Below are 22,958 nucleotides of genomic sequence, written 5' to 3'. Positions count from 1 at the left end.
AAAGAGGTAACTGTGTCTATAGTAGATAGCTATATTGAAAATAAATTGCGAGAAATTAACTTATATATAAATGATAAATATGCTTATTTATATGAGGATGTATATGACAATAAAATGCGAATCATGTTTTCTACATTACACAATTTGCTTATAGTCAATTTTAAAGAAATGAATAGTAAATTGCCTACTAAAAATGACACCGCTCATTTTTGGGCAGAATCAAGCAGAAATTTACTTTTTGCAATAGACACTATATGTGAAGTGCAGCAAAATTTGGAAGAATCTGATTTAGCTTTTGACATAGACGATTATTATAAAAATCTCATTGAAAAAGCTAAGGGTTTCCTTGACTCTACAAATGGAAGTGTAATACCTTCGAACATGAATAAAGTTAATTTGTATTTTACGAAACCTATTTTCATTAAAAGGGATTCAATCAGTCTTAATCACATTGGTAAACAAAGTTATTCTGATTTAAAGTTAATAGGCGAGGGCTCATACGCTAAAGTATTTTCCTATTATGACCCTGTCTATGATAGAAAGTTTGTATTGAAAAGAGCATTTGATGACTTAACAGACAAGGAAGTGAAACGATTTAAACAAGAATTTATTCAAATGCACTCTCTAAATTCTCCGTATATTGTTGAAGTTTTTAAATACGATGATAAAAACAAAGAATATACTATGGAGTTTATGGATTGCTCGTTGTTTGATTATATCAATAAAAACAACTCTAGTTTAACTATGGAATACAAAAAATCCATCATAATTCAAATACTAAGAGCCTTTAAATACATACACTCAAAAGGATTATTGCATAGAGATATAAGTCCTAAAAACATACTTTTAAAAAAATACGATGACGTACTTGTTGTTAAGGTATCTGACTTTGGATTGGTAAAAGTGCCAGACAGCAATTTAACAACTTTTAATACAGAATTTAAGGGATGGTTTAATGATACTGAGTTAAGAACTGAAGGTTTTGTAAATTATAAAATAATTCATGAGACCTATGCATTAACTAGGTTAATTTATTATGTTTTGACAGGTGAAACAAATATTTCGCAAATAAAAAAAGAAAATCTCCGAAATTTTGTGTATAAAGGATTGTCTAGTGAACATTCTAAACGGTATAAATCTGTCGATGAGATCATTGTTGCAATTAGAGAATATAATATTTTCCGGTAAAGCTTTATTACTAATTAATTATGCATTAATTATTTCAGTTTACTACATATCCGCCGAAGTTTGTGCGCTTTTAAGGCATTGCTTATAATATACGTGTTAAAAAATGTCTAGAGAGTTTACAAAATAATTGTAATCAACAAACGCGGAGTTGGTGTTGTAGATGTTATCGTTCTAGATATAACTTGGTATGGTAATGAGTTTCTTGATTCTATAAGTTCTAACGAAATATGGGAAAAGATAAAAAATAATTTTTCGGATAAAATTATCAATATTCCTTTTGATATTCTCACTAGTTTGGCTAAATTGTACCTAAAAAATAAATTAGGCTTATCTTAATTATTTTTTACTCTATTCATCATTTTATCTTACATAAAATTAATATTTATGCAAGATAAAATGGTTCAGTATGCATGTTTTTATATAGACGTTTCACTGTATCTAAATATGTTCGAATTAAGTCTTTTAAGCATTGTCTGTAGATCAGCTCCAAGCTGCTTGCCAATCCATAATCTAATAATATTTATAAAGCAAACATTAATTCTGTACATTTTTTCATAATCTTTCGGAGTTTTTTCCATATTTTCGTTAGCATCATCATGTTTATTTTTCTTATAAATATCATTCATTTCTTTTAACCAATCAAAATCCTTGATATCTACTGGAAAATATTCGCCAAATTCGTCTTTTATCGCGCATAATGCGCACATAAAACATGCCAATCCACCGTTTTTGTTCATTCTATTTTTCTGGCCTGTACTTTTTATTATTTCCCACCCAATATCTTCTAGTGCAACACCTAAGATTATATTCACAGATTCAACTGGAAGATTATTTTGCTCTTTTGCTATGTGCGATATTATTCCCATTGCTCTTCCATATCTTTGCAATAATTCAAACCATTTTTCTATTCCATAAATATTAATATCGTCAAAATCAAACAAGAATTGTTTATTATGCTTTTTATCAATGTTTTGCGCATAAGCATTTAAATGATGAAGAACATGGAACCATTTTACTGTTGAATCATTGCAAGTATTATTGTTTTCCACACCTACTTCCATTTTTGAAAATTCGCATCGCTCTAATTTAGATATAGAGATAAGATTTAAAATCCAATTATGAATTGAAATATGCTTTTCCCAATTCAATTCAGCTTCACTATGAGTCTCAATAAATGCTTCTTCTGTAAAGCTTACAATACTGCCATTTTTTGATATTTTTCTTACCTGCTGATCGATAGCAAGCGACAGACTGATGCACGAGTTATCGCTTTCATTTTGCATTGGATTTATTTTACATAACTCTTTGCTGCAAGATTTTTTAATATCTATTCTTATACTTTCGTCATTATCTGTAAGATTGCTAACACCAATTCCTCCAGATGTAAACCAATCATATAGGTTTGAACAACTCGTTCTCAAATTAGTTATTTTTTCGAATTGTTTTTCATTAGAACCAACGATTATATAATCGCATGTAATTGTTCCAATTCCAATTTGACGCATTACATTCGTAGATGATTTTACATATCTACATCCAACTAACGTATATGTTTTACTTGGTGATAAAACTTGCAGAATATTAGGTACGGGCAATCTGTTTATTGTTTTATATTTTGCATCAGAGTTTACATATATAACGTTATTTCCTAAAAACCACCTAAAAATTTGGCCACTAAGTTCTTTAAATAATACAGACAGTTCAAATTTCAGTCCGTTATCATGTAACATAACTACAGTTTCAGAAGAATCATTATTCTCTGTTTTTAAAAAACCAAGAACTGGTGTAGTTAAATCAAGACTTTTATCTTCCATAATCTCTTAATCTCCAACTAACTTGTTGCTTTTAATGAGAATATTTTAGTATACAAATATAAATATCCACAATTTACTGTTTGCAATTTTAGAGATATAAACCAATCCAGCAATCGATAATTTCTTTTGAGAATACCGAACTTCACGTATCAAAACTGTTTCCTTAACGCAACAATTTTGATACATCTTCACACTAACTTTGTAAATTAGATTTGATATACAAACAATATCAATGTTGTGCAATAATGCAATATTTACTAATATCCTTTATAGGAGTCTTCCTGCGTTGAAAGTCGGCTCCATGCCGTCGGTTGATTTACTCACCTTAGGCGTTGTGTGGGCTCCTTTATTTTTTTGATTTTCAACCATCAATACTCTGTATGCCAGTTTGTATTTTATGTAATAGTATTTTCAAATTTTGTGTTTATAATCTTATAACTCAATTTTTTAGAATACCTAACATTGTAAGGATTAGCCAAAGAATAATTTGCATAAATGATTAGAATATAAATTATTATACGAAATACTGCAATTGCAAAAGTAGGGAGAAAGCATATGAGCTACGTTGCGGATAAACCTATTGAAAAAGCTGATGAAGATTTGTTGGGAAGATCTGATTTTGCTAAACAATTTGGAAAATCGATTTGTGAATATGATAGCAAAGATGGTCTTGTAATCGGTTTGTATGGAAAGTGGGGTAGTGGCAAGACATCTATTATAAATATGGCAATATCTGAGATTCCAGTAGCTAAATCAGAGAAGAAAAAATGGTATTCAAAAGTATACAAAAGAATCAAAAAAATTTTTACTTCACAAAAATCTGCAGAAGAAGATCAATGTCACTATCCAATAATTATAAGATTTTCGCCATGGAATTATTCAGATAAAAACAATTTGATTAGTTTATTTTTCTATGAATTGAAGAATAAACTAGGTGTAGCTAAAGGCGAAGAGAATAAAGAAAAAATCGGAAAGGCTATAAGTCAATATTCCTATATTATTGACGCTTTGCCATCTATTCCAGTAGCTGGGCCTGCAATCGCTCATATACTGAAAACTATATTCAAAGCAGCAGGATCTAAATTAATGAAAACGCCTAGTTTGGATGAAGCTAAAGAAAAACTGTGTAAAGCGCTAGAAGATTTTAACCACAAAATAATTGTTTTTATTGATGATATAGATAGATTGACTACTCCTCAAATTAAAGATATTTTCCAATTGGTTAAACAAGTAGGCGATTTTCCAAACATAATTTATGTTCTTACAATGGATAGGGAAATTGTTTGCAATGCTTTGTCTGAATATCACAATATTGACGGGGATGAATATTTAAAGAAAATTGTTCAAGTTTCTTTTGAAATTCCTGAAATTGATAAATCACTATTGCCTGAAATATTAAAAAGTAGACTCAATAAAATTGTATACAAAATGATTGCGAAGAAGAATTTGAAAACAATGATTATTTTGAAAAAGTGCTTGAAAATTGCGTGAATCCATATATCAAAAATATAAGAGATACTAATAGGTTGCTAAATTCTTTCCAATTCAAATATGGCGCTTTATGGAAAGAAACATCATTTGTTGATTTATTAGCTATTACTGCAATAGAAATCTTCGAGCCGAAGTTATATGAATGGATTATTAATAATGCAATCTATGTATATGGGCCACAATCATATAACGATTTAAATAAATATGAAGAAAGAACTTATGAATACTATAAAAATGAATTTAAACAGCTGGGTTTAAATCCAGAATCATCTATGCAGATTATTATATTAATGTTTCCTACATTTGCTAGATTGATTCATTACAATGGTGAATATTCTCATTCAAGCAATCTGCAACTTTTAAGATATAATCGCATCGCGTCTGTTGAAAAATTTAGTTTATATTTTATGTTCGATATAGGTAGAATTAAGGTTTCAAGAGAGAAAATTTATGATTGCTTGTATAAATATGACAAAGATCTTTTAATTAGTACTGTTAAAAATATTAATTCACAAGGCAACCTTGACTATTTGTTAAGAAGCATGGAGTCATTGTTTGATAAAGAACATTATGAGCGTTTTAAGTTCGTTGTATTTACGCTTATAAATTTGTATGGAGAATTTGTAAATAAAGCAACAGAAATAAATAATATAAATAATATTTCTGATTCAGTATCTGAATTTGTACTCTATTTTATTCAAACATTAGACTCTGAATATGAACGTTATGAAATAATTTATTCTATTCTTAAAAATTCCAATAAATCTAATCTTGGACTTATTGCAGATATTCTTAGTCGAGAAGAAATGTCATTTGGAAGATTTAATAAAACCGAGCGTAAGGATTTGCATTTAGTTAGCTTAAAGCATTTAGAATCTCTCGAAAAAATTTATATTGATAAAATTAAACTCATTGCAAAATCTGAAAATATGATAAATATGCGAGTATTTAACATAGTATTTCATTTGTGGGAAGATCTTGATAAAGAAGGATCTGAAAATTATGTTAAAAAACTATTTAACGATAAAGTGAGTAAACTTAAATTTATATGCACTAAAGCATATTTCTTCCGTGGTTTGAATGATTATGGATGGAATTTTAATTTAAAAAGTTACTCAAAGTATATTTCTAGAAAAGATCTTTACAATGAAATTAAAGATTTTGACAAAAATCATTTAGACGAATTCACTAAGGAAGAACAAATAATATTAGCGTCATTTGTACTAAATTATGAAAATAATAATGACGACTTTAACCATGTATCTGAGAATGAAGTACTGCAACTCGTAGAAAAGTGGAAATCTGAAAGCAACATAGCAAAGCAATAAATCATATTGGGCACTAGAGCACTGCAGTTGGTGCCCAATATTTTTTTGTCGCTATAATCTAACCGCAAAGTATTTAAAACCGCTCGCACCCGCGTATCAAAACTGTTTCCTTAACGCAACAATTTTGATACACTTGCGTTATATCTATTTTTGTGAATGATACTTTTCTTACGCATTAAACATCTACATCTGCTTTACTTTTGTAAGAGTTATACAACTTTGAACAATTTTAAATTTATACTACAAACGGATTAACTGAAGGCGTACAAGATCTAGATTCAAGGAATCACAATAACAATGTTGTTTGATGTATAATCGCTTTTGATAGAGTTTCCCGCATACGCGGGGGTGATCCTTCTGTGTTTCGTGTTCTATCGTCTTTCTCGCATTGGCGAGGCAATTATTTGAGCTTCAAATGCATGCAAATACGTTTGAAGCTCAAATATTTTAGTAATGAATATGCAACACAATCTTTCTTAAAGCTCTTATTGAGAGTATATTTGCCATTATTTAATAATCATTGTGGATTAGGAAAATGGAAAGACGGTGATCATGAGTTGTAATCACGTTGTTAATCCTGAATTATGGGGTAAAAAGAGAGAAGTTAGTGGTACTATGCAATGGCTTCCTCTTGCTCAACACCTTGAAGATACTGGAAATGTTATTGGTCAATTATGGGATCATTGGCTTAGCGATGGTCAGCGAAAATTTATTGAATCCTCCTTAAATAAACATGTTGATGCAAAAAAATTATCCCAATTTTTAGGATGCATCCATGACATTGGTAAAGCTACTCCCGTTTTCCAGTTTCGCAAATCGTCTTCAAATTCAAAAGATTTAGATATTGCATTAAAAAATAAGTTAGCTACTGTTGGTTTCACAAATATTGATGATTTTATTGATAAACCAGAAGGTTGGTCAAGTAGTCATCACACTATAACTGGTCAATTTATTCTTTCTAATGCTGGAGTTCCTGAAGGGATTTGTGCAATAGTTGGAGCTCATCATGGTAAACCTTTAGATAATGATTCTGTTTGTAAAAGTAATAAGTCTGAATATCCTGACAATTACTATCAAAGTGAAACTGAAAGTGAGAATAGTAAATTATGGCAAAAGTTGCAGAATGATATTTTGGATTGGGCTTTAGAAAGAAACGATTTTTCTAATGTAGATGATCTTCCAGAAATAAGCGAGCCAGCACAAGTTTTATTGTGTGGTTTAGTAATTATGGCTGATTGGATTGCTAGTAATGAATACTATTTTCCGCTTATTCCAATAGAAAAAGATTTAATAGAAAATCAGGAAGAAAGATATAGAAAAGGTTGGGAAAAGTGGTTGCAACATGGTTCTAAAGACGTATGGGAATCATTAAATTGTTATAGCGATGTTTCGCAAATATACAAACATCGTTTTGGTTTCTTGCCAAATAATATTCAGTCAGCGTTGCACAATGTTATTTCTCATTGCGAAAAACCTGGAATTTTTATTCTTGAATCTGCAATGGGTTCAGGGAAAACAGAGGCTTCTTTAGTTGCTGCTGAGCAATTGGCAAATCTAACTGGAAGAAGCGGAGTATTCTTCGGTCTTCCTACTCAAGCTACTTCTAACGGAATGTTTAGGCGAGTTGAGAATTGGCTTAAAAGTGTGAATAGTGATTTTCAGGGCGAAATTGGTTTACGTTTAGTTCATGGTAAAGCTGAGCTGAATGCAGATTATGCCCATTTGCCTCATGGAATGCAAAATATGAATGATGGTTGTGAAAATGCTTCAAGTAATAATGAGGCAAATAACAATGGAGTAATACTTAATGATTGGTTTACGGGGCGAAAAACCGCAATGTTGGATGATTTTGTAGTTGGTACGGTAGATCAATTTTTGTTAGCGTCGCTAAAACAAAAACATCTTATGCTTCGCCATCTGGGTTTAAGTAAAAAAGTTGTAATTATTGACGAAGTGCACGCGTATGACGCTTATATGAATAAGTATCTTGAAGAATCTCTTATTTGGATGGCAGCGTATGGTGTTCCTGTAGTGTTGCTTTCTGCCACTTTACCTGCAAAGCGTAGAAAAGAACTTATAAAATCTTATTTGCTGCGTGGATTGGGATTTAAATGGAGTGAATGTGATAAGTCTAATGTTGATTTTGAAACAAATGGTTATCCTTTAATTACATACAGTGATAAAAACTGTGTAAAACAAAAATTTATTGAAAATGATGCTAGTGATAATAAATCTGTTTCTGTAAGAAAAATAACAGATGATAACTTACATGAATCACTTGTTAGTGAGCTTAAATACTTGTTAACTAATGGCGGTATTGCTGGAATTATAGTAAACACCGTTAAAAGAGCTCAAGAAATTTATAATGCTTGCGTTAATGAGTTTAGTGATGAAGAAGTTATAGTTATTCATTCGCAATTTATTGCTACGGATAGAGTTAGAAAAGAACTACAGGTTTGCAATATGATTGGCAAGAATGCTCATAGACCTGCTCGTGCAATAATTATTGGTACGCAAGTATTAGAACAGTCACTTGATATTGATTTTGATGTTTTGTTTACTGATCTTGCTCCTATAGATTTATTACTTCAACGTGCTGGCAGATTACACAGGCATACGATAGAACGCCCAAATTCTCTTAAAGAACCAATTTTATATGTGTTGGGGACCAGTGAGCGGTATGAATTTGATAAAGGCTCTGAGTCTATTTACAGTAAATATTTACTTATGAGGACTCAATACTATTTGCCAGATGTTATAAACATGCCTCAAGATATTTCTCGATTAGTACAAATAGTTTATGGTGATAATCCTTTAGAGTTACAAGAAGATTTGACAGATGCGTATGTTGCTGCAAAAAGAGAATATGATTCAGACAAAAATAACAATGAAAGTAATGCTGAAACATATAGAATTGAAAATCCAAAAACAGAAATCGGTAAAAAATCTATTGTTGGCTTGTTGGAGAATCCAATTGTAAAAGAGTCTGATGAATTTGCACATGCTCAAGTTCGTAATAGCGGTGAATCTATAGAAGTTATTGCTGTTAAAAGAGTCGGCTCTGGTTATGGAACTTTCCATGATTGTAAAGATATTTCACAAAATATTGATGATGTGGAAGTTGCAATGAAACTTGCTCAAGAGACAGTAGGATTGCCGTGGATGTTTACGATAAACAGCAATCGTGTTGAAGAAACAATTGCAGAATTGGAAAGAATGCGAAAACAAAAGCAATTCCAAAATTGGGATGATCAGCCTTGGCTGCGAGGTTCTTTGGTGCTTCTATTCGATGAAAATAATATTTGCGAATTATCGAAATACAGAGTTGCATATTCTGAAAAAAGTGGTATTGTATGTATTAAGAGTTCAGAAGAAGACAGAAAGGAAATTAAACGGTGAGCAGATTTAATTTATTAGATGAGCCTTGGATTTCCGTCATTGTAGACGAAAAAGGCCACAATAAACTCGTATCAATTACAGATGTGTTTAAGAATGCATCTGAATATAAAGCTCTTGCTGGCGATATGAAAACTCAAGATTTTGCATTACTTCGTATTCTTCTAGCTGTACTTCATACTGTTTTTTCTAGGTACGATATTCAGGGAAATTCTCGTGAATTTGATTCAGATGAAGAGGATAAAGATGATTTCAATGAAGAAACAATGGATATTTGGCGCGAAGTTTGGAATTCAAAAAAGTTTCCAGACGCAGTTTTCAAATATTTAGAACAATGGCATGATCATTTCTACCTTTTTGATGACAAATATCCATTTTTCCAAGTACTTAAACAGGATATAGATAGTAAAAAGCTTGGCGGTAAATCTCCTAGTGAGATATCTGGTAAAAATATAAATCGATTGATTTCTGAAAGTAACAATAAAATAGCCGTATTTTCTCCAAAAGATAATGTTGATAACAACAAATCGTCACTTAATGAACCACAATTAGCAAGATGGATTATTACCTTACAGTCATACGCTGGATTAGCAGATAAGACCATGTTTGGTACGGAAAAATATAAGGCTTCTAAAGGTTGGCTTTTTGATCTCGGCGGTATTGAGATAGTAGGATCCAATTTATTTGAAACTCTTATGCTCAACTGTGTGCTTGTTGGTGAAATGCAATCTCCTAAGAAAAGGCAAAAGCCATGTTGGGAATATTCAGGAACAGAAAATATTGAAAATTCATTTTACGAAACATTTATTGACAATATTTCTCAGCTTTACACTCGATGGAGTAGAGCAATATATATAAATCCTGATATTGATCTTGACAAGCCAATATCGGTTTCTATAGTGAAACTTCCTGATATTAATCATAAAAATGCTTTTATTGAACCAATGACAGTATGGCAGTATAACAAGGAAGGTGAAAACAAAGATAAATACACCCCAAGGAAGCATAGAACAGAAGAAGCTATGTGGAGATCATTTGGACTCCTTACATCGCAAGAATCATATGATGGGAGTGTAAAAAATCACAAACCAGGAATTATGGAATGGCTTAACAAAATTAAACATGATATTACTGGTTGTTCTATTTCACTGCAAGCCATAAGTATGAAAGATGATGGCAATGCTACATCTTGGGTTCCTACAGATGAAATATGCGATACTCTATATATTGATGAAGTTGTAGTAACTGATAATGCTGACGATGGATGGGTATACAGAATTAACAATGAAGTTGAGTATACAAGATCTGCCATAGGATTCATTTACAAGCAATTTCTTCTCGACATATGTGAAATACGCAATAGAAATAAAGATGATGCAACTAAATATTCTGCTAAGTATATTAGTCATGTTTATTTCTTAGTTGATCGACCGTTTAGAGAATGGTTAGCAAATATTAAACCAAAAGATTCAATGAATGAACGTTGTACTCAATGGAGAAATACGTTGCATAACATACTCATAAATGAGGCAAAAGGAATGTTAGAAAATGCAACATTGCGCGATTTTACAGGTAGACCATCTGATCAAAGCGAGAAAGAATCTACAAAAAATATAGTTACAGCTTACAACATTTTTACTAGTCGATTAAAAAAATTATCAGGAAAATAAAAGACATAGAAAGGAGGCTATTATGGCTGAAAATAAAAGCAAATCTGTTGAAGTATCAAGCGTTGTCAGTAAAATTATAAATCAATTCTTGAACGGCTCAGATATCGCATCGAGACGGACTATGCTTGCTCAACTACGTCACACAATCGGTAAGCCATTAAGTCAGTCAGTAGAAATATGGCCATGGATATTAAGCAATGTGCCAGAAAGCTTCATCAATAAATATGGCGAAGTTAGCTACCAATTGCGAGCTGTTATAAACACTTTGCAAATATACGCATTGTACGAGCAAGGTGTTGCAGAAAAATCAAGTTATAAAGATTTGAATAAATCTGAAGATTCAGTAAATGAAAAATCTTATAACAATATGGGAACAGCTTTAAGATCACTAAGAAGTGATGAAGGCGTACGTGGAGCTATGGATAGACGCTTTAGTGTTATGATCACTGCAAGCGATTACGAAAGTTTTTACTACTACCTTCGTCAACTAGTTCGACTACTAAAAAGTAGAACAAAAGAAAATCAACAAGCAATTGATTATTCTAAACTAGCTCACGATTTATATTTGCTTCAGTTTGAAGATTCAGAAAAAGTAAGACTTTCTTGGGCACAAGAATACTATCGCTTCAGCTAGTAGCAATAACTTTTTAGCAACATCACATATTTTAAAAATTACATATTTCAAAAACAACGTTATTAAACAATTCAAACAATTAACTAAAACTTAGAAAGGTAAAATCATGAACGCTCATTTATTCTTAGATATTCAAGCAATCCAAACTGTTCCACCATGCAATATTAATCGTGATGATGCAGGCAGCCCTAAAACTGCTCAATATGGCGGTGTAACTAGAACCAGAATAAGTTCTCAATGCTGGAAACACTCAATGCGCGAATACTTCAAAGAACACAGCGGAGAATCTAATGTTGGAATACGAAGCAAAAATATTGTTAAATACGTTGCCGATAAAATCATTACATTAAAACCAGAATTATCTGAACAAGAAGCATTAGATTTAGCAGATAAAACGTTAAATACTGCTGGAGTTAAAACTAAAACAGATAAGGGAGAAACAATTCCTACAGCAAAAGCTTTATTCTTCTTAGGCGAAACTCAAGCAAATTCTCTAGCTCAAGCAGCAATCAATAATGTTACTGACAAGAAGCAACTGCAAGAAATCTTGAAAGATAATCCACCTATCGATATTGCGTTATTTGGTCGCATGCTTGCAGACGATCCATCGCTTAATGAGGACGCTTCTTCGCAAGTTGCTCACGCAATTTCCACTCATGCTATTCGGACTGAATTTGATTACTATACTGCTGTTGATGACTTATCTACTGAGGATAATGCTGGAGCTGGAATGCTAGGCACAATAGAATATAATTCTTCAACGCTGTATCGTTATGCAAATGTTGCAGTACATGAATTTAGCCATCAGTTGAGTGATAACAAAGAATCTACAATTAATGCTCTTAGACTTTTTATTGAAGCTTTCGCTAATGCAATGCCTACTGGAAAAGCAAATACTTTTGCTAACCAAACTTTGCCGCAAATGCTGGTGGTAACTTTAAGAGATGACAGGCCAGTGAACTTAGTTAGTGCATTTGAAGATCCAGTAAAATCTAAAGACGGATATGTCTCAAAGTCTATAGATAAGCTATCTCAAGAATACGAAAAAGTTCAAAAATTCGTCCATAAGCCACTTGCATCATTCTACGTAACCATGGATTCTTCAAATGAGAATCTTAAATTAGGGGCGGAAGAGCAAAGTATGCAGCAATTACTGGATGATTTTTCTTCTAAAGTATCCGAATTTCTTCAGTAAATTTCTTAAAAAATAACACTTATTAGTTGATATTTAGTGTTTAACAGTTAGGAAGCTTATGAAAAGTTTATTACTGAAGTTTTCTGGACCGTTGCAATCATGGGGTACAGATTCGCATTTTGAAACTCGTCACACAGACTACTATCCATCTAAAAGTGCGGTAGTAGGTATGATTGCTGCAGCTTTTGGATATAGAAGAAGCGCAGATTGTGATGAGGAGATTGCAAAGCTTAATGATTTGGATTTTGCAGTACGAATAGATCAGCAAGGTAATTTGCTTAGAGATTATCATATTGCTGCAAAATATAAGCCTAATGGTGATTTTGAAAAAAATTACGTTACAAATCGTTACTATCTAGAAGATGCTATATTTCTTGTTGCAATAGGATCCGACAATGAGCAACTTATTCAAAGTATTAACGATGCGTTGCACTCGCCGTATTTTCAATCTAGTTTAGGTAGAAGATCGCTGCCTCCTACAGCTGATTTTATTCTAGGCGTAGAAGATTGCGGAGTAATTCAGGCTCTATTAACGCATGAGTGGCTTGCAAACAAGTGGTCTAAAAAAAGATTTAATACTTCTAGACTATCTGAAGTATCAGAGTCTTCGAATGAATCGCACAATGAGATATTTATATCCCTATACGCTGATTCTGATTTAGTAGATAAAGCTGCAGCAGAATTAGTTAAAGACGATACTAGCACTTATAAAATTCAGGAATCAGTTCGTAGATTGCGCAAGGATTTCGTTAATTCTTTCTCTAACAAGGAAAGAAAATTCGGATTCCGTTACGAGTCAAAAATGGAAATACCTATTAAGAGAATTCTCCACAATAATTCGGATTCGGAAGGTATTTCATCGGATAGTAAGCATGTGAAATCTACTAGAGATTTTATTGCTGAGCATGATGCTTTTTCTGGATTGGAGTCTTAAATGTCTTATTTAAGCAGAGTTGAAATTGATTATAAAAAGCCCTCATCATTGAGAGATCTTAAATCTGTCGGAGCTTTCCACAATTGGGTTGAGCAAAGTTTTCCCGACGAATGGGAGAATCATGAAAGAAGCCGAAAACTATGGAGAGTTGATGTTCTGCATGGAAAATATTACTTGCTTATCGTAAGTGATTCTGAACCAGATTTGCAACGTCTAGAGATGTATGGTGTTATAGGGACGGCGTCAAGTAAAACTTATGATAAGTTTTTAGGCTCACTGATGAATGGCATGAGAATGCAATTTCGTGTGACGCTTAACCCTGTTGTTTCTATTTCTGATACTGCTGAAACTCGCACTACTAGAGGTAGGGTAGTACCACATGTTACTTATGATCAGCAGATGAATTTTTTGCTTAGTCGCGCACAAAAATTAGGTTTTTCGTTGAACGAAAATGAATTCGCTATTGTTGAACGCGGATATAGCTTATTTACAAAGTCAGAAAAACCTATTCGATTAAGTAAAGCTGTTTACCAAGGTATTTTAACAATTAGTGATGCAGACATCATGCGTAAAACACTGCTAGAAGGAATTGGTAAAAAGAAAGCATATGGCTTTGGAATGATGACAGTAATTCCTTTAAACAATTAAATGAATTACGCTATTTTTATTAAAGGCTGTAACAGTATGAAAAAGAAATTCGGTGCCAAAAAAGCTGAAATACCAGAGCTTCCACGTATAAGCGACAGAGTGAGTTTTATATATGTAGAGCATGCGAAAATTAATCGTCTTGATAGTGCTGTTACAGTCTTTGATGCAAATGGAACTATAAGAGTTCCTGCTGCAATGATTGGCGTTTTACTTTTAGGTCCTGGCACTGAGATTACTCACAGAGCTATGGAATTACTTGGAGATGTTGGCGCAAGCATAGTTTGGGTTGGCGAGCATGGTGTTCGCAATTACGCTCATGGTAGAGCATTGTCAAGAAGCTCAAGATTATTGGAAAAACAAGCAAAACTTGTTACTAATAGTAGATCAAGATTGAACGTTGCGAGAAAAATGTATCAAATGCGTTTCCCTAATGAAAATATATCGTCATATACTATGCAACAATTAAGAGGTAGAGAAGGAGCTCGCGTAAGAAGCATATATAGGGAGATGTCTAATAAATACAATGTCCAATGGAATGGTCGCGATTATAAAGTCGATGATTTTGAAAGTGGCACTGTCGTTAATCAAGCATTGTCTGTAGGTAATGTATGCCTTTACGGTTTAGTACATAGCATAATATCTGCTTTAGGTTTAGCACCTGGATTAGGTTTCGTGCATACCGGACATGATCTTTCTCTTGTATACGATATTGCAGACTTATATAAAGCTGAATTAACTATTCCTGCATCTTTTGAAATTGCTGCTCGTTGTGAATCCGACGATGACATTGAACAGTTAATGCGTTTGAAGATGCGCGATTGCTTCGCAAATTGCAACATAATGTCTCGTATCGTTAATGATATACAAAATCTTCTTGAAATCCCGATTGACAACCAAATTACTGTTGATGTAATACATCTTTGGGACGATAAGGAACATCTAGTAGCTTCTGGCGTAAATTACAGTGAGGTGAATTGATATGCCGTTAACTGTGATTACGATGACGAACTGTCCACTATCTTTAAGAGGTGATTTAACTAAGTGGATGCAAGAAATAGCATCAGGAGTTTACGTCGGCAATTTTAATAGTCGAGTTCGAGAAGAATTATGGAAGCGCATAGAAGACTGTGTTGGCAATGGTGCTGTAACAATGAGCTTTTCTTCTAGAAATGAAATTGGCTACGATTTTAAGACTATACATTCGCATCGTGAGGTGGTTTATTCGGATGGATTACCTCTGGTACGTATTCCAACAGTTGATACATTAGAAAACGATATTAAACATGGATTTAGCGATGCAGCACATTTTCATAATGCAAAGAAATTTTCAAATATAAGGCGTAAAAATATTAATACTCCTTCTAGCACAATTGAAAATAATCTTGCTAATGAAAATATTAGTTATCTAAGTTATGATAATGCTTCTCAAACTGCAAAATTTACTACGGATGATGAAGAGATAACTTGTACCGATTACTGGAAGGATTTTATAGATAAAATAGATAAAAATTTTGTTGTAATAGATTGCGAAACTACAGGTTTAAATAGCAAAGTTGATAAAATTATCGAAATTGGAGCCGTTAAGTTCATTGATGGGAAAATTGAAGAATTCCAGAAATTAATAAATATTAATTGCGATAGCGTTAGTAATTTTAACAAAAATAATTTTATTCCTAATGAAATTATTGAGCTAACTGGTATTACATCCAGCATGCTTGAATCTTATGGTGTCAGATTAGATTTAGCATTAAAAGAATTTATTGATTTTGTCGAAAAATTACCTGTACTTGGATATAACGTACAATTTGATATGTCATTTTTAAATTCTGCTTTATCTTCATTAGATGAAAGATTTGATCATTCTCTTTCAATTAACAAAATTTTTGATATTTCTCGTTTTGTAAAGAAAGAAAAGAAATTTTTAAAAAACTACCAATTAAAAACAGTGCTGCACGAATACAACATTGCTGAATCTGTTCCACATAGAGCTCTTCTGGATGCTAGACTAACAGCGCATCTTGTTTTTAATTTGAAAGGATTGCTAAAATTTATTTCATAAAAATAAAATACTGATGTACTACTCTCTGTGATAGGTTGAATTTGAAAAGTAAATGGAATTTGACTATTGCTGTTATAAAAATGGCCATTTTATTGGGATTTTTAAGCGTCTTTCCCGCATACGCGGGGGTGATCCCGCCAGCCTTAAAAACACTCAACCCAGAACTAGGTCTTTCCCGCATACGCGGGGGTGATCCCACGTATTGTATGACTTGCGCCCAGTCGCCTGAGTCTTTCCCGCATACGCGGGGGTGATCCCCCAAACGCTTTGTGTTTCATGCGCGCATTATGGTCTTTCCCGCATACGCGGGGGTGATCCCGAATTAAACATCTATCTTTTTTATCGTGATACGTCTTTCCCGCATACGCGGGGGTGATCCCTTAAATATGCAGGTATTACTTGCACATCACGTGTCTTTCCCGCATACGCGGGGGTGATCCCATATAAGCTTACTGCTTGGACTCCGTGGACTGGTCTTTCCCGCATACGCGGGGGTGATCCTACATAAGCATTCCACTATGCTTAATCTACGGCGTCTTTCCCGCATACGCGGGGGTGATCCCCAAACAAGAACAAGCTTGAGAGCAGAATCGTTGTCTTTCCCGCATACGCGGGGGTGATCCCTGTGAAGCGTTTACAATGCGTGCTTCTATGAGGTCTTTCCCGCATACGCGGGGGTGATCCCTCTGGAATTACAACCGTACGATATGAAACCTTGTCTTTCCCGCATACGCGGGGGTGATCCTATGAAGATTGACGTCGCATACGCGGGGGTGATCCTTGAAAGCGTACCAACTCCAACAGATGAAGAAAGTCTTTCCCGCATACGCGGGGCTCTGCGACCTGCCTGAGCGCTTAAAGCGTAGCGCGCGAAGGCAGGTCGTCGCACTGCGCTAGTAACGATAAATCGCAATTATTCGTTATTAACGCAGATTAGCTACTGCACCAGTAACATATGACCGTTATTTTCTCAGTCAAGTATCTGAGAAAGTAACGCTAATAAGCAAAACACTGTTAAAAACTCAGTCAAGTATCTGAGAAAGTAACGCAAATAAGCAAAACATCGTTAAAAACTCAGCTAACCAACTGAGAAAGTAACACTTGCGCTCGCAAATGCTCCAATCCATACGCATAACAAACATCCAACCAACACACGCAAACACCACCAAACGACACGCCAAATAGGCGAGGGCTTGCATTTGAGAATATTTCGGGTATAGTAGTTACTCGTGCTTCGGCGCTGACATTGTTCAGTAAAGTTGCATTGCGGACATAGCTTAGTTGGTAAAGCGCAACCTTGCCAAGGTTGAGACCGCGGGTTCGAGTCCCGTTGTCCGCTCTAGGTCCGATGAGTTATTCGACCTTACGGTGGGTTAGCCAAGCGGTTAGGCAGCGGCCTGCAAAGCCGTATAGATGAGTTCGACTCTCGTACCCACCTCGATTAAGCTTCAAGCTTAATAAACAACCTGGGCGGTTGGCGCAGTGGTAGCGCACTTCCCTGACACGGAAGGGGTCACAAGTTCGAACCTTGTATCGCCCACTCGAAAGGATTGCCTTTCACGCATAATTAAAAAAATTTTGGGTGATTGGCGCAGCGGCTAGCGCACTTCCTTCACACGGAAGGGGTCATAGGTTCGATTCCTATATCACCCACAATATGTTCGCAGTGTAGAAGCACTGCGTTTTTTGTTATCTGGCTATTTTTTGTTTCCTAACTTACATATGAAAATTTTTGGCAGCCTAACATACATGCAACCACAAATGGAAGCAATATCTCATATCAACCAGCCAACCAGTCAACCAAGCAAGCAACCAATCATTTCTTCACAGAAACACACATGCAAATGTTCATTTTGAGTTCATTTAATATCGTGCTATACTCATCCGAGTACAAGTGAAAATTGCAGGGGTACTGGAAACAGTTGAGAAACACCCTTTGAACCTGTTTTGTTAAGACATGCGTAGGGAGCAATTACAGTAAGTGATTTCTTTCTATCACGATTTTCGTGATATCTTGCGTTGCCACAAAGTAGTAGCAGTTACACGAGTATCAACTAAACAATTAAAAAGTTTTTTAAAAAAACAACTAAAAAACTAAAAACCAAACACCAAAACCAAAAAATATCCGCCTGAATGTCACTTTTGGGAAAACTTGCACAAGTGAGGAGGAATACTGCACATGATTAATAGCAGCATAAGTGCTGAAACTATAGAATCAGCCATAAGCTGGCTTGCAGGATTCACAGAAAAACCAGGAGAACAAGGAGTTACTCGACCTCTTTACACAAAATCTTGGAAACAGGCTCTTTTTGCTCTTCGTCAACGATTTGAAAAACTCGGTATGACTGTGGAATTCGACCAAGTTGGAAACCTAATTGCAACTGTTGAAGGATGCGAAAAGCCAGAAAGCATAATAGCTTGTGGATCGCATATTGACACAGTTTCAAGAGGAGGTCGTTTTGACGGTCAACTTGGAATAGTTGCAGCCTATTTAGCAATTAAGAATTTACTTACTAGATATGGAAAGCCAAAGAAAAGTCTTCGCATTATCTGCTTAGCAGAAGAGGAAGGCTCACGTTTCCCATACGTATTCTGGGGTTCAAAGAATTTCTTCGGACTAGCCAAAAAAGAGGACGTAGAAAATATTTGCGACAGTGAAGGTGTTCCTTTCGAAACAGCAATGCGTGAAGCTGGGTTCAATTATCAAACAACTCAACCTAAGTTCGCAAATCTTGAAGCCTGGATTGAGCTACACATTGAGCAGGGACCAACGCTTTACAGCAATCACGAAGATTTAGGTATTATCACTAGCATTGCTGGTCAGCATCGTTGGGATATTCATCTTAAAGGCGTACAAAATCACGCTGGCACAACAATGATGTCCTACAGGCACGATGCAGTAGATTGCATGTCTCATATAATCGCCAAGAATCTTGACAAAGCTAAGCAAGCAGGCGACCCACTGGTACTTACTTTCGGTAGAATCAGCGTAGTTCCAAATCAAGTAAATATTGTTCCTGGAGAAGTTACTTTTTCAATGAACTGCCGTCATACAGATAAAGCTTTTCTTGATAAATTCTTGCAGGAACTCGACGAGGACATTCACGAAACTGCCAAGTCTTATGGCATTACAGCGCAGATTGATAAGTGGATGTCTGACGATCCTACACCACTTAGCGACGATATTATTAATCTTTTGAAAGATCAAGCTAATAAGCAAGGTTATGCATACAGGGTCATGCATTCAGGTGCTGGTCAAGATACGCAAATTTTTGCTCCGTTTGTAAAATCCGGAATGATTTTCGTTCCTTCGAAAGATGGTATTAGTCACGCTCCAGAAGAGTACACAGATCCACAAGACGCTGTTCACGGGGTAAAGCTTTTACGAGATGCTCTGCATAGTTTGGCTTATGAGGACTAACGAAAACCAACTAAAAGATAACGAAAACCAAACGAAAACCAAAAAGAAATGGAAATTTAGGAAGGACGCAAAAGGCATATACTATGCAAACTTCACTGCTTAGTTAACCGCAGCGAAGAAAAGTGAATATCGAATGAGAGTACAACGCTTATTCACGAATAAGAGGCTGATACGAAGGGGCGCACCACCACGGGTACGACATCCTTTCGTATCTTTTTTATTTTTGAGCAAAGTTGCGATTATTACTTTCAAAAAACTCAAAACACAAAACACAAAAAAGAATCAAATTTACAAACAAGAAAAGTAAGGAGGTGCGCATGCAAATTAGTAAACTGCTAAAAGATGAGCCAGTAGATAGTAAAAACTTGGAATGTTACCGCGAGCGCGGCTACACTAATGAAGATTTACTGCCAAAGCCGCAAGAAAAACGCACAATGAGTGCTCTTAATTTTTGCACTTTGTGGATGCAGTCTGTACACAATATTCCTAATTATGCTGCAGTTGGCGCGTTCCTTTTGATGGGATACTCTCCAATTTACGTAATGATTGGTATCATGCTTGGCGCAATTCTTACAGCAATTGTCATGGTTGCTAACGGTGTTGTAGGTTCCAAATACGGCATACCGTTTTCTATGCATTTGCGCGCAACATACGGAAAAGCAGGCGCTCAACTACCAGGATTCCTTAGGGGAGTAGTTGCTGCAATATGCTGGTATGGCATTCAAACATATATAGGCGCGAAAGCTTTAGAGATTCTAGTTGGCAAAATTTGCCCTGAGTTTCTTACGCTTGGAAGCAAAATACCATTTGTAGGTTCGCACATACCTATTATTATCTCCTTCGCAATATTTTGGTTGCTTAATTTGGCGATTGGCTTAGGTGGAGGAAAGACTCTTAATAAGCTAACTGTAGTATTAAGCCCGCTTATTTACGTTGTTTTTGGTTGCATGAGCGTATGGGCTATTAGCTGTGCTGGTGGTTTATCTGCAATCATGCAATATCATGCTACCGTTCAAGCTCCAACTAATTGCGGTCTTGGGCTTTTCATGATGATGGTTGTAAATTCTGTGCTGGGTGTTTGGGCTGCTCCTGCCGTTTCTATTGCTGATTTTACGCAAAACGCAAAGTCAACTATGGCTCAACTAAAAGGTCAAATTGCTAGCTTCTTGCTGAGTTACGCACTTTTTGCTTTTACAAGCGTAGTTATTTTAGTGGGCGGATCGCTTTTTTACCATGAAACCATTACAGATGTTCTTGTTATCATAAACAAGTGGGATAGTCTTCCTGGAATTGCAATAGCTACTGGGTTGCTTCTACTTACTACAGTTTGTACAAATGCTACTGGCAATATTGTTCCTGCAGCATACCAGCTAACTGCTTTAGCTCCGCGATTTGTAAATTATAAGCGTGGCGTAGTTATTGCAGCTCTTGTAAGCACTGTGTTAATGCCGTGGAAGTTTATGGCTAATATTACAGGCTTCTTGAATCTTATTGGTATGCTTTTAGGCCCTATTGCAGGTGTTCTACTTGCTGACTATTACGTAGTAAAGCGCACGCATATTGATCTTGATCAAATTTATTACGATACAAATAGCTCGTCAAAATCTGCTTATTCTGGAACTAACTGGATATCTTATACTTCTACGATACTTGGGCTTTTATTTGCTCTTTCCGGGCAGATAATTCCTCTACTTTCACCGCTTACTCAAATCTCATGGATTGTGGGATGCGCTGTAGGTTTCGTGTGTCAAATATTACTATCAAAAGTTTTTCAGCCAACAATGGCTAAAGAAAGGAAATAATATGAACTACGATGTAGTAATCACAAATGGTTTGGTTGTATTCGATAATGAAGCAACCAAAGCCGATATAGCAATTAAAGACGGCAAGTTTGCCGCTTTTGGAAGCAACTTTGCAGCAGAAAAAACTATTGACGCAACTGATTTAATAGTTGTTCCTGGAAAAGTTGATTCTCATGTTCATATTAACGCTCCAGGCGGCGGCGTTCGCGACGATTGGGAAGGTTTTGTAACCGCAACTTCTGCCGGTGCAAAAGGCGGTATTACTACAATGCTGCAAATGCCTTGCAATCAAATTCCTGCAACTACTGATGGAAAATCATTTGAAGCAGTGCTTGAAGAAGCCGACGGAAAGCTCAAGGTTGATGTTGGTCAAACTGGTGGCTTGGAACCACAAAACCTCAATGGCGGAATATGCGAGCAAGATAAGCAGGGTGTCGTTAATTACAAAGCATTCCTCGGAACTACTGGCGACAAGGATTTGCAAGTTGATTTATACAATTGCGACGATTACTCCTTGTACACAGGTATGCAGCAGATTGCTAAAACAGGCAAAATTTTGATTATGCATTGCGAAAACGCTCCTATTACAGATCAGCTTGGAAAGAAAGCTCATCAAATGGGAGCTAGAAAACTTTCTGAGTTCGTAGCAACCAGACCTGTTTTCACTGAAGTTGAAGCTATTGAGCGCGCTTGTCTTTTTGCTAAAGAAACTGGATGCAGAATTCATATTGTTCATGTTTCTTCACCAGAAGGTGCTCAAGCTGTTGCTGACGCTCGTAAGAATGGCGTTGACGTAAGCTGCGAAACTTGCAACCATTACCTGTATTTCGACACTTCTGAGCTTGACGAGATTGGAAATATCGCTAAGTGCACTCCACCAATTCGTGACAAGGAAAACCAGAATGGCTTGTGGGAAAAGGTTTTTGACGGTTCTATTAACTTCATTGTTTCCGACCATTCGCCAGCTCCTTTGAGTTTGAAGCAAACTGATGATGCTTTCACAGCTTGGGGTGGTATTGGTAGCGTTCAAAACGATGTTGACGTGTTCTTTGATGAAGCTGTGCAAAAGCGCGGAATGTCATTAACTCAATTTGTGGCATTGAATTCTAGCAATTCTGCAAAACGCTTCGATTTGAAAGGAAAAGGCAGCATACGTTTGGGCTATGATGCAGACTTGGCATTCATTAAACCAAATGCTCCTTATGTTCTTAAAGCTAAAGACCTTGAGTATCGCAATAAGTTCAGCCCGTACGTTGGTCGCACTATTGGCTGCCAGGTGGTAAGAACTTTACTTCGCGGTGAAGAAATTTACAGCAAAGAAAACGGCGTTTGCGAAGACTTTAAAGGCAAGTTTATTCTTCATCCAGCTAAGGATTAG

16 protein-coding genes, 4 tRNA genes, 1 CRISPR repeat array and 1 riboswitch are annotated in these 22,958 nt (G+C 35.3%); of the genes, 19 read left to right on the top strand and 1 reads right to left on the bottom strand.

The window, feature by feature from the left end:
• Positions 1 to 12: 12 nt before the first annotated feature.
• Positions 13 to 1,188: a protein kinase domain-containing protein gene (locus tag HXT32_RS02860; protein WP_422119863.1), complete on the top strand. Its 1,176-nt coding sequence runs from the start codon at positions 13 to 15 to the stop codon at positions 1,186 to 1,188.
• A gap of 123 nt (positions 1,189 to 1,311) precedes the next feature.
• The gene (locus HXT32_RS02855; protein WP_422119072.1) at positions 1,312 to 1,524 is read left to right on the top strand and encodes a DUF2513 domain-containing protein; all 213 of its coding nucleotides are present in this window, start codon (positions 1,312 to 1,314) and stop codon (positions 1,522 to 1,524) included.
• Positions 1,525 to 1,604: 80 nt separating this feature from the next.
• Here HXT32_RS02855 and HXT32_RS02850 read toward each other — a convergent pair whose 3' ends face one another.
• Positions 1,605 to 3,002: a hypothetical protein gene (locus HXT32_RS02850; RefSeq protein WP_422119038.1), complete on the bottom strand. Its 1,398-nt coding sequence runs from the start codon at positions 3,000 to 3,002 to the stop codon at positions 1,605 to 1,607.
• A 555-nt stretch (positions 3,003 to 3,557) separates the two neighbouring features.
• Here HXT32_RS02850 and HXT32_RS02845 point away from each other — a divergent pair.
• The 17 genes from HXT32_RS02845 (at position 3,558) to allB (ending at position 22,958) form a co-directional block, all read left to right on the top strand.
• Positions 3,558 to 4,493, top strand: a complete 936-nt coding sequence (locus HXT32_RS02845; RefSeq protein WP_422119037.1) for a KAP family P-loop NTPase fold protein — start codon at positions 3,558 to 3,560, stop codon at positions 4,491 to 4,493.
• Positions 4,490 to 5,821 carry a hypothetical protein gene (locus HXT32_RS02840; protein WP_422119036.1) on the top strand — a complete coding sequence of 444 codons (1,332 nt, stop codon included), beginning with the start codon at positions 4,490 to 4,492 and terminating at the stop codon, positions 5,819 to 5,821. The genes HXT32_RS02845 and HXT32_RS02840 overlap by 4 nt, the downstream gene beginning before the upstream one ends.
• Before the next feature lie 552 nt (positions 5,822 to 6,373).
• On the top strand, positions 6,374 to 9,220 hold the full coding sequence (gene cas3 / locus HXT32_RS02835) for a CRISPR-associated helicase Cas3' (protein WP_422119035.1): 2,847 nt from the start codon (positions 6,374 to 6,376) through the stop codon (positions 9,218 to 9,220).
• Positions 9,217 to 10,887: a type I-E CRISPR-associated protein Cse1/CasA gene (gene casA / locus HXT32_RS02830; protein WP_422119034.1), complete on the top strand. Its 1,671-nt coding sequence runs from the start codon at positions 9,217 to 9,219 to the stop codon at positions 10,885 to 10,887. Before cas3 ends, casA begins: the two co-directional genes overlap by 4 nt.
• Positions 10,888 to 10,909: 22 nt before the next feature.
• Positions 10,910 to 11,521 (top strand): type I-E CRISPR-associated protein Cse2/CasB, encoded by a 612-nt coding sequence (casB, locus tag HXT32_RS02825; protein WP_422119033.1) that lies wholly within the window; start codon positions 10,910 to 10,912, stop codon positions 11,519 to 11,521.
• A 106-nt stretch (positions 11,522 to 11,627) separates the two neighbouring features.
• Positions 11,628 to 12,716, top strand: coding sequence for a type I-E CRISPR-associated protein Cas7/Cse4/CasC (cas7e, locus tag HXT32_RS02820; protein ID WP_174191557.1), 1,089 nt, complete (start codon positions 11,628 to 11,630; stop codon positions 12,714 to 12,716).
• Between the two features lie 58 nt (positions 12,717 to 12,774).
• The gene (gene cas5e / locus HXT32_RS02815; protein WP_410295883.1) at positions 12,775 to 13,650 is read left to right on the top strand and encodes a type I-E CRISPR-associated protein Cas5/CasD; all 876 of its coding nucleotides are present in this window, start codon (positions 12,775 to 12,777) and stop codon (positions 13,648 to 13,650) included.
• Positions 13,651 to 14,298: a type I-E CRISPR-associated protein Cas6/Cse3/CasE gene (cas6e, locus tag HXT32_RS02810; RefSeq protein WP_422119032.1), complete on the top strand. Its 648-nt coding sequence runs from the start codon at positions 13,651 to 13,653 to the stop codon at positions 14,296 to 14,298.
• Positions 14,299 to 14,334: 36 nt separating this feature from the next.
• On the top strand, positions 14,335 to 15,276 hold the full coding sequence (gene cas1e, locus HXT32_RS02805; RefSeq protein WP_004106692.1) for a type I-E CRISPR-associated endonuclease Cas1e: 942 nt from the start codon (positions 14,335 to 14,337) through the stop codon (positions 15,274 to 15,276).
• A 1-nt stretch (position 15,277) separates the two neighbouring features.
• Positions 15,278 to 16,357 (top strand): type I-E CRISPR-associated endoribonuclease Cas2e, encoded by a 1,080-nt coding sequence (cas2e, locus tag HXT32_RS02800; RefSeq protein WP_422119031.1) that lies wholly within the window; start codon positions 15,278 to 15,280, stop codon positions 16,355 to 16,357.
• A gap of 107 nt (positions 16,358 to 16,464) precedes the next feature.
• Positions 16,465 to 17,103: a CRISPR direct-repeat array (repeat unit 29 nt; unit sequence GTCTTTCCCGCATACGCGGGGGTGATCCC).
• Positions 17,104 to 17,623: 520 nt separating this feature from the next.
• Positions 17,624 to 17,696 (top strand) — tRNA-Gly (locus tag HXT32_RS02795).
• 28 nt (positions 17,697 to 17,724) lie between these two features.
• Positions 17,725 to 17,795, top strand: a tRNA-Cys gene (locus HXT32_RS02790).
• Positions 17,796 to 17,825: 30 nt separating this feature from the next.
• Positions 17,826 to 17,897: transfer RNA gene (locus HXT32_RS02785), tRNA-Val, on the top strand.
• A 40-nt stretch (positions 17,898 to 17,937) separates the two neighbouring features.
• Positions 17,938 to 18,010: transfer RNA gene (locus HXT32_RS02780), tRNA-Val, on the top strand.
• A 242-nt stretch (positions 18,011 to 18,252) separates the two neighbouring features.
• A riboswitch (TPP riboswitch) is annotated at positions 18,253 to 18,342 on the top strand.
• Between the two features lie 194 nt (positions 18,343 to 18,536).
• Positions 18,537 to 19,778 (top strand): hydantoinase/carbamoylase family amidase, encoded by a 1,242-nt coding sequence (locus HXT32_RS02775; protein WP_004108971.1) that lies wholly within the window; start codon positions 18,537 to 18,539, stop codon positions 19,776 to 19,778.
• 317 nt (positions 19,779 to 20,095) lie between these two features.
• Positions 20,096 to 21,580 (top strand): allantoin permease, encoded by a 1,485-nt coding sequence (gene allW / locus HXT32_RS02770; protein ID WP_004108968.1) that lies wholly within the window; start codon positions 20,096 to 20,098, stop codon positions 21,578 to 21,580.
• Position 21,581: 1 nt separating this feature from the next.
• On the top strand, positions 21,582 to 22,958 hold the full coding sequence (allB, locus tag HXT32_RS02765; RefSeq protein ID WP_004108966.1) for an allantoinase AllB: 1,377 nt from the start codon (positions 21,582 to 21,584) through the stop codon (positions 22,956 to 22,958).

Source organism: Gardnerella sp. DNF00747 (genome assembly GCF_049262675.1).
Classification (GTDB): Bacteria; Actinomycetota; Actinomycetes; order Actinomycetales; family Bifidobacteriaceae; genus Bifidobacterium; species Bifidobacterium swidsinskii.
Note: the sequence above shows the minus strand (reverse complement) of the source record. Positions and strands in the feature narration are given on the sequence as shown.